Here is an 8,230-nt window from a genome sequence, read left to right as displayed (position 1 = left end):
ATGAGGCAAAGTCTCCTTTCATTTTAGGTTCTGGATAAACCTAGGGGGTACTTTGCCTTATTTTTTGCCTAAAAATGTTTACACATACTTTTATACATCATCGATATATTTCGAAAATCGCCGATATAAATTTCATTTACTAAGGTTACTCCCGCGAGTAACCTTTTCGTATTGTACAAATTGGATAGACTAGTTTACAATCGAGCGTATAAAGTGAAACTTTAATCAGTGGGGCATCCCCACTGATTATTAGCCCGCACCAATCGGGCTTTTGTGGGCAGTTGATCTTCCACCTAACTTCTTTGATTCACCCGAATTTTGAGGTGGGAGTCTTACCGCCCGCAAATAGCGGGGGAAAAGGGGGAGTAAAATGAAGCGCATTTCAATTTTAATAGCGGATGATGAGGCAGAAATTGCTGATTTAATTGAGATACATTTAGAAAAAGAAGGGTACCACGTCGTGAAGGCAGCGGATGGGGAAGAGGCTGTTCATATTATTGAAACGCAACCAATCGACTTAGTGGTTTTAGATATTATGATGCCGAAAATGGATGGGTATGAGGTGACGCGTCAAATTCGCGCGAAGCATCATATGCCAATTATTTTCTTGAGTGCGAAAACTTCGGACTTTGATAAGGTGACAGGTCTTGTATTAGGTGCAGATGATTATATGACGAAACCTTTCACACCGATTGAATTAGTCGCACGTGTAAATGCACAATTACGCCGATTTCTTACATTAAATCAGCCGAAAGTAGCAGAGAATAAATCTGCTTTACAGGTAGGCGGAGTTACTATTGATCCTGAGCGAAGAACGGTAAATGTGTACGGAGAACAAGTTGAATTAACACCGAAAGAGTTTGATATTTTATATTTATTAGCGAGCCATCCGAAGAAAGTGTACAATGTAGAAAATATTTTTCAGCAAGTATGGGCAGATGATTATTTTGAAGGCGGAAATACAGTTATGGTACATATTCGTACGTTACGGAAAAAACTTGGGGAAGATAAAAGAAAGAACAAGTTAATCAAAACAGTGTGGGGAGTAGGTTATACTTTCAATGGCTAAAAAGATGAGAAGCTTTCGCTCGAAGATGGTTATGCTATTTGCGTTAAGTATGATATTTGCTGGTGGCGTAACGTATATCATTTATCAAGGGTTACGGATTTATTACAAATTAGTCGTTCGTTATGAGGATCCGTTAGCTCAAGTGCGGTTCATGATAAAACAAATTGGGGATGTTAATTTCTTTTTAATTATTTTCATCCCGCTATCCATTATGTTTTTCTTCTTCCTTACTAAACCATACTTAAAATACTTTGATGAGATTTCAAGCGGGATTCATCATTTGGCGAACGGAGATTTTTCAAATGAAGTGCGCATTTCATCAAACGATGAGTTTGGAGAGATCGCACGTGAAATAAATGTTGCAAGTGAAAAGTTAAAAGAAGCTGTGGAAAGAGGAGACTTTGCTGAAAGTAGTAAAGACCAGCTCATTGTGAACTTAGCTCATGATTTAAGGACACCATTAACATCCGTGTTAGGGTATTTAGATTTAATTCTTAAAGATGAGAATTTAACAAAAGAACAAATTAAACATTTTTCCACGATCGCATATACGAAATCGCAAAGGCTCGAAAGTTTAATTGATGAGTTATTTGAAATTACACGTATGAATTATGGCATGCTAAAGCTGGATAAAAAGCCGATTGATATAAGTGAGCTACTTATACAGTTAGATGAGGAATTGTATCCGTTATTAGAGAAATATCATTTAGAAGCTAGATTGAATATTGATCCGCATTTGCCGATTAACGGTGATGGAAAATTGTTAGCTAGAGTATTTGAAAACTTGTTAACAAATGCCGTTCGCTACGGATATGATGGGCAATTTGTTGATCTGAATGGGTATATCGATAATGGAGAAGTTGTCGTACAAGTTATGAATTACGGAGATAGCATTCCAGAAGAAGATTTACCGTATCTTTTTGATATGTTTTATACAGGTGATAAATCGAGAACTGAGAACCGTGGCGGGACAGGCCTTGGACTGTTTATTGCGAAAAATATTGTTGAACAGCATAATGGTACGATTTCTGCTGAAAGTAATGTAGTTAGAACAATGTTTGAAGTGCGATTGCCAAAAGACGAGAACGTAACAATTTAATAAAAATTTAAACTTTACCCCACTTTTTATTTTAATAGTTTTTTCTATTCTAGACGTAAGTTACGTTAAGGAGGAACTAGAAATGAAAAAGTGGGTATTTATTTCTTTTTTTATCGCATGCACAATCTGTGTAGGCGTTTATATATCACCGTTGTTTCAAAAAGAAATTGATGTGAAAATCGGCGGGGAAAATAGTGCAGTAAAGAATGAAAATATGAAAAAGGTAGAGGTTACAAAAGAACAAATTTATAAAGGGGATCTATTATTAGTTAATAAAGACTACCCAGTTAAAAAAGATAGTATTAGGTCTGATATTATAAATGTAAATCACAATAGTGAATTAGTAAGAGGTTACGTCATATTTGATAGAAATCTTCGCTTATCAAAGGATGTTGTAAAAAAGTTTTTGAACGTTGTCGATGCAGCTGGAAAAGACGGAGTACAGCACTTCTTAATGAATAGCGGATATCGAGATTTTAAAGAGCAAGAAAAGTTATATGAAAAAATGGGCTCTGACTATGCACTTCCAGCAGGATACAGTGAACATAATTTAGGATTATCACTGGACGTTGGATCAACGCAAAAGAAAATGGAGAAAGCGCCTGAAGGTAAGTGGGTTGCAGAGAATGTATGGAAGCACGGTTTTGTATTACGTTATCCGAAGAATAAAAGTCATATTACAGGCATTCAATATGAGCCGTGGCATATACGTTATGTAGGATTACCGCATAGTGCTATTATGCAAAAGGAGAAAATTACATTAGAGGAATATTTGGACTTCTTAAAAGAGAAAAAAGAAATTACAACCGATGTGGAAGGTAAGAAATATACGATTTCTTATTATAAAGTTTCCGGAAACATGAAAGTGAATGTTCCAGCGAATAAGCAGTATGAAATTTCGGGGAATAATATGGACGGGGTTATTGTGACGGTTCAGGAATAGAAAAAGAGGTTGTTCCGTTTTGGAGCAACCTTTTCGTATATAAGAAAGGGATCGATATTTCTTGTGGGATCGTTGATATATTGTGAGTTACGGTAGATATATTCGAAAGATCGTTGATATAAATTCCTGTACTATCAGCCTTTTGAGGAGTATTATTTATTTTACTTTTAAACATTATAACGTTATATTTACTTCTCCCTTTTTTTGTGTTACGCTAAACGTGTGAAAGAGATATAAAATGAAACTTTAATGTAAGCGTATTCTTATGGCTTCTTATAGAAAAGGGTGGAAGTACAATGACAGAACGATTCGTACTACGTAATGTGAAACGTGTGAACGGGGAAGAGATTGACATTGTAATTGAAAATAATAAAATCGCACAGGTGACGAAAGCTGGTGCTGGCGAGGGCGGAAAAGTTCTTGATTACTCAGGTACTTACGTATCGAGTGGTTGGATTGATTTGCACGTTCATGCTTTTCCAGAGTTTGATCCGTATGGCGATGAGGTGGATGAAATTGGCGTTAAGCAAGGGGTAACGACAATTGTTGATGCAGGTAGCTGCGGTGCTGATCGCATTGCAGATTTAGTAAAAAGTAGAGAACAGGCAAAAACGAATTTATTTGCCTTTTTAAATATTTCTCGCATCGGTTTGAAACGAATTGATGAATTATCCAACATGGAATGGATCGATAAAGAGAAAGTAATAGAAGCAGTAGAAAAGTATAAAGATGTAGTCGTTGGGTTAAAGGCGAGAATGAGTAAAAGCGTCGTTTGTGATAGTGGAATTGAACCGCTGCATGTAGCGCGCTCTTTATCCCGTGAAACATCATTACCGATTATGGTACATATCGGTTCGGCGCCTCCTCGCATTGAGGAAGTTGTACCTCTTTTAGAAAAAGATGATGTTATTACACATTACTTAAATGGGAAAGAAAATAATTTGTTTGATGAAGAAGGTAAACCGCTACCCGTGTTACTAGATGCAGTGAAGCGCGGTGTTCATTTAGATGTTGGGCATGGTAATGCTAGTTTTTCTTTTAAAGTAGCAGAGGCGGCAAAGCGTCACGGTATTGCCTTTAATACAATTAGTACAGATATTTACCGGAAGAATCGCGTGCACGGTCCAGTGTATAGTATGGCTCATGTTCTTTCGAAATTCCTTTACTTAGGTTATCCGCTAGAAGAAGTGATTGATGCGGTGACGAAACATGCGGCAGAATGGCTTAAGAAACCTGAGCTTGGCCGTATTCAAGAAGGTGATATTGCAAATTTAACTTTATTTACGGTGAAAGATGAGAAGATTACGTTAATAGATTCAGAAGGGGATCAGCGCATTGCTGAAAGAAGAATTGATACGAAAGGGGTTGTAGTCAATGGGTCATTCATTGAATGCTAAGTACGGATTAAAAAGAGTAATAAATGCGAGCGGTAGAATGAGTATTTTAGGTGTATCCGCTCCGACAGATACAGTTATGGATGCGATGAAACATGGGGGACAAAATTATGTGGAAATTGCTGATTTAGTAGATAAAGCGGGAGACCATATTGCGAGAATTCTAGATTCAGAGGCAGCTGTTGTTGTGAATTCAGCATCGAGCGGAATTGCACTTTCTATTGCTGGTATCGTGACAGAAGGAAATCGCCGTAAAAGTGAAAGACTTCATCAAGAGGTCATCGCGAAAAATGAAGTGATCATGTTAAAAGGTCATAACGTTCAGTATGGTGCTCCTGTTGAAACGATGATTTACTTAGGCGGAGGAAAACTTGTAGAAGTTGGCTACGCAAATGAAGGGAAAGCAGAGCATATTGAAGATGCGATTGGTGAAAATACAGCAGCGATTCTGTATGTAAAATCACATCATGCCGTGCAAAAAAATATGATTTCTGTTGAAGAAGCATGGGAAGTAGCACAGCGAAATAACGTACCGCTTATCGTAGATGCGGCAGCTGAAGAAGACATTCAAAAATATGTGAAGTATGCAGACCTTGCCATTTATAGCGGTTCAAAGGCGATTGAAGGACCTACTTCTGGTATTGTTGGTGGGAAACGAAAATATATTGAGTGGCTGAAAGTGCAATTACATTGCATCGGAAGAAGTATGAAAGTTGGGAAAGAAACAACATTTGGCTTACTTCAAGCGCTTGATGAGTACGGAGTAAAAGAAGATAAGAGTGAGCAAGAAAAAGAGTTGTTACAAGTACTTATGCCGCTAAAAGGATTAAACGGTGTAAATGTAACGATTGTTCAAGATGAAGCGGGAAGAGCAATCTTTAGAGCCCGTGTTCATATTAACGAGAATGAATTAAATAAATCGGCAAAAGACGTTGTGACAGCATTACGCGAAGGGGAGATTGCGATTTATACACGTGATTACGGAGTAAGACAAGGATTCTTTGATATCGATCCACGTCCACTTCAAGGTGATGATATACATGTGATTGAAGAAAAATTGAGAGAAATTGTAGGGGGAAACTAAAATGACAAACATTCAAAAACGTTTTTATAAAGGCCGCGTAGCATTAAATGTATTAGCGAACAATACCCGAAATGCGAAAGATATTTTTGAAGCAGCAGAAGGTTATGTAGTAGTAGGTGTATTATCAAAAGATTATCCAACAGTAGAAGAAGCTGTTACAGCGATGAAAGCATATGGAAAAGAAATTGATGACGCTGTATCGATCGGACTAGGAGCAGGAGATAATCGCCAAGCAGCAGTTGTAGCTGAAATTGCGAAACATTATCCAGGTAGCCATATTAACCAAGTATTCCCTTCAGTTGGAGCGACACGTGCAAATCTTGGCGGAAAAGATAGCTGGATTAATAGTTTAGTATCGCCAACAGGAAAAGTAGGGTACGTAAATATTTCTACTGGTCCAATTAGTGCAGCTGGAGAAGAAAAAGCAATCGTTCCAATTAAAACAGCGATCGCACTTGTACGTGATATGGGCGGAAATTCATTGAAATACTTCCCGATGAAAGGGCTAGCTCATGAAGAAGAATATCGCGCAGTTGCGAAAGCTTGTGCGGAAGAAGGATTCGCATTAGAGCCAACGGGCGGAATCGATAAAGAAAACTTTGAAACAATTGTACGTATTGCGCTTGAAGCAAATGTAGAGCAAGTGATCCCGCATGTGTACTCTTCTATTATTGATAAAGAAACTGGCAATACGAAAGTAGAAGATGTTCGTGAATTATTAGCAGTCGTGAAGAAGTTAGTTGATCAATATGCGTAAGAAAATTGCAGCATTCGGCGAAGTAATGATGCGCCTGCAAGTACCAGGATATGAATTGTTATCGCAAGCTAATACATTAAAATACTCATTTTCTGGTACAGGTGTGAACGTTGCTGCAGCACTTTCTCATCTCGGGCATGAAGGGCTTCTTATTTCTACTTTACCGGAAAACTCGGTTGGAGATGCTGCATTATCTTACATTCAAAAATTAGGCGTGCAAACCTCGCTTGTTTCAAGAGGCGGTAAATATGTCGGCATGTACTTTTTAGAAAATGGATTTGGAGCACGTGCAAGCCGCGTTACATATTCAAATCGATTAGAAAGTAGCTTCAATACGGCATGTGAAGAAATGTATCAATTTGAAGAAATCGCGAAGGAAATTGATATTGTTCATTTTTGCGGGATTACACTTGCGATGAATGATACGGTGCGTCATCATATGAAATCTTTAGCGAAAGCAGTAAAAGAAAACGGAGGAACTGTCGTCTTTGATTGCAATTATCGTCCATCACTTTGGGGAAAAGATGGGTACGAGCAGGCGAAACCGCATTATGAAGAAATGTTAGGGCTAGCTGATATTGTAATGATGAACGAAAAAGATGCGATGTTTGTTTTAGGAATGAAAACAGACGAAACGGAGCGAGAGGCGCAACTTGTTGATCTTATTCCAAAGGTAGCTGAAACGTATAGTATTGCTACAATCGCTGGTACACATCGCTCTATTAATAGCGATAATACACACTCGCTTCGCGGATTTATATGTAAAGATGGTGCGTTCACTTTTGCAAAAACACTTACGTTTTCTGTATATGATAGAATAGGTGCTGGAGATGCTTATACGAGCGGGATTATTCATGGCGAGATAGAAGAGTTTGCACCAGAGAAAGCTGTTTCATTTGCGTCAGCAGCTGGAATGCTTGCACATACAATCGTCGGTGATACGCCAATGTCATCAGAGAAGGATATACTTCGGGCAATGACGGCATCAGTAGGTGATGTAGAAAGGTAGTGGGTGTAACGGTGAACGTAACGAGGAAAAAAGGACCATTATATTTACAAATAAAAAACATTATTCGTGATCGAATATTGCATGGTGTATATGCAATTCATACGAATATTCCTTCCGAACCGCAGTTAGAAGAAGAGTTCAAGGTGAGTAAAATTACAGTACGAAATGCGATTAAAGAACTCGCTCAAGAAGGGTATTTAGAAAAGAAAAGCGGTAAAGGAACGAAAGTCATCCGTAACACGTCTGCGACAAAACTGTCAAAGGGTAAGAAATTTACTGAAGTGTTAGTGGAAGAAGGATATAAAGTACAGAAGAAATTGCTAAAAGCAGAAATCGTTCAGAATGAAGAAGGAACAGTGCCATTTCGATTATTCGGTAAAGAGAGTTTTCGTATTGAACGTTTATATACGTTAAATGATGCACCGTATATTCATTATACGCACTATTTCTCAGCGAAAATGGCAAGTACAGATTTATCGGATTTTGATTTGCAATCGCTTTACGATTTAGTCGAGGACCGAGGTATTCATTTAGAAAACTTCAGAGATGAATTTGCTGTTGGACTTGCGCCTAGTTTCGTTGCAGAAGCGTTAGGTGAAAAAGAGGGCACAGCGTTATTAAAACGTATGCGTTATTCTTACGATGAAGTTGGCGAAGTAATTGAATATAGCGAAGGCTACTACAATACAGAAATGCAGCATTATGTAGTGAATTATGACGTATAAAAAGAGGGTATTCGCCCTCTTTTTTTATCCCGCATTAACGGACAGTAAAACTCCCACCTCAAAATTCAGTTGGAGCAAAGAAGTTAGGTGGGAGCCGGGCTGTCCATAAACGTCCGATTGGTTCAACTAATAATCAGTGGGGATGAACAA

Annotated in this window: 8 protein-coding genes; all 8 read left to right on the top strand. The window is 38.2% G+C overall.

All coding sequences use genetic code 11. The features are described from left to right. The first annotated feature begins 370 nt into the window (after positions 1-370). Positions 371-1,069: a response regulator transcription factor gene (locus ACTFSI_RS26985; RefSeq protein WP_044793630.1), complete on the top strand. Its 699-nt coding sequence runs from the start codon at positions 371-373 to the stop codon at positions 1,067-1,069. Beyond that, positions 1,062-2,168, top strand: a complete 1,107-nt coding sequence (locus ACTFSI_RS26980; RefSeq protein ID WP_270364241.1) for a HAMP domain-containing sensor histidine kinase — start codon at positions 1,062-1,064, stop codon at positions 2,166-2,168. Before ACTFSI_RS26985 ends, ACTFSI_RS26980 begins: the two co-directional genes overlap by 8 nt. An 82-nt stretch (positions 2,169-2,250) precedes the next feature. Beyond that, positions 2,251-3,111: a M15 family metallopeptidase gene (locus tag ACTFSI_RS26975; RefSeq protein ID WP_044793628.1), complete on the top strand. Its 861-nt coding sequence runs from the start codon at positions 2,251-2,253 to the stop codon at positions 3,109-3,111. 296 nt (positions 3,112-3,407) lie between these two features. Next, positions 3,408-4,508 (top strand): amidohydrolase/deacetylase family metallohydrolase, encoded by a 1,101-nt coding sequence (locus ACTFSI_RS26970; protein ID WP_070807053.1) that lies wholly within the window; start codon positions 3,408-3,410, stop codon positions 4,506-4,508. Continuing rightward, positions 4,486-5,589, top strand: a complete 1,104-nt coding sequence (locus tag ACTFSI_RS26965) for a DgaE family pyridoxal phosphate-dependent ammonia lyase (RefSeq protein WP_270364245.1) — start codon at positions 4,486-4,488, stop codon at positions 5,587-5,589. Before ACTFSI_RS26970 ends, ACTFSI_RS26965 begins: the two co-directional genes overlap by 23 nt. Before the next feature lies 1 nt (position 5,590). Continuing rightward, entirely contained in the window at positions 5,591-6,346 is a 756-nt protein-coding gene (dagF, locus tag ACTFSI_RS26960) for a 2-dehydro-3-deoxy-phosphogluconate aldolase (RefSeq protein WP_000181938.1), read from the top strand. Further along, complete coding sequence (locus ACTFSI_RS26955; RefSeq protein WP_138320881.1) at positions 6,339-7,355, top strand: sugar kinase; 1,017 nt, start codon at positions 6,339-6,341, stop codon at positions 7,353-7,355. The genes dagF and ACTFSI_RS26955 overlap by 8 nt, the downstream gene beginning before the upstream one ends. Further along, on the top strand, positions 7,355-8,080 hold the full coding sequence (locus ACTFSI_RS26950; RefSeq protein WP_000539282.1) for a GntR family transcriptional regulator: 726 nt from the start codon (positions 7,355-7,357) through the stop codon (positions 8,078-8,080). Before ACTFSI_RS26955 ends, ACTFSI_RS26950 begins: the two co-directional genes overlap by 1 nt. The last annotated feature ends 150 nt before the right edge of the window (positions 8,081-8,230 follow it).

It is taken from the genome of Bacillus cereus group sp. MYBK101-2 (assembly GCF_051918845.1).
GTDB classification, from domain to species: domain Bacteria; phylum Bacillota; class Bacilli; order Bacillales; family Bacillaceae_G; genus Bacillus_A; species Bacillus_A paranthracis.
This window is presented reverse-complemented; position numbering and strand designations above follow the sequence as displayed.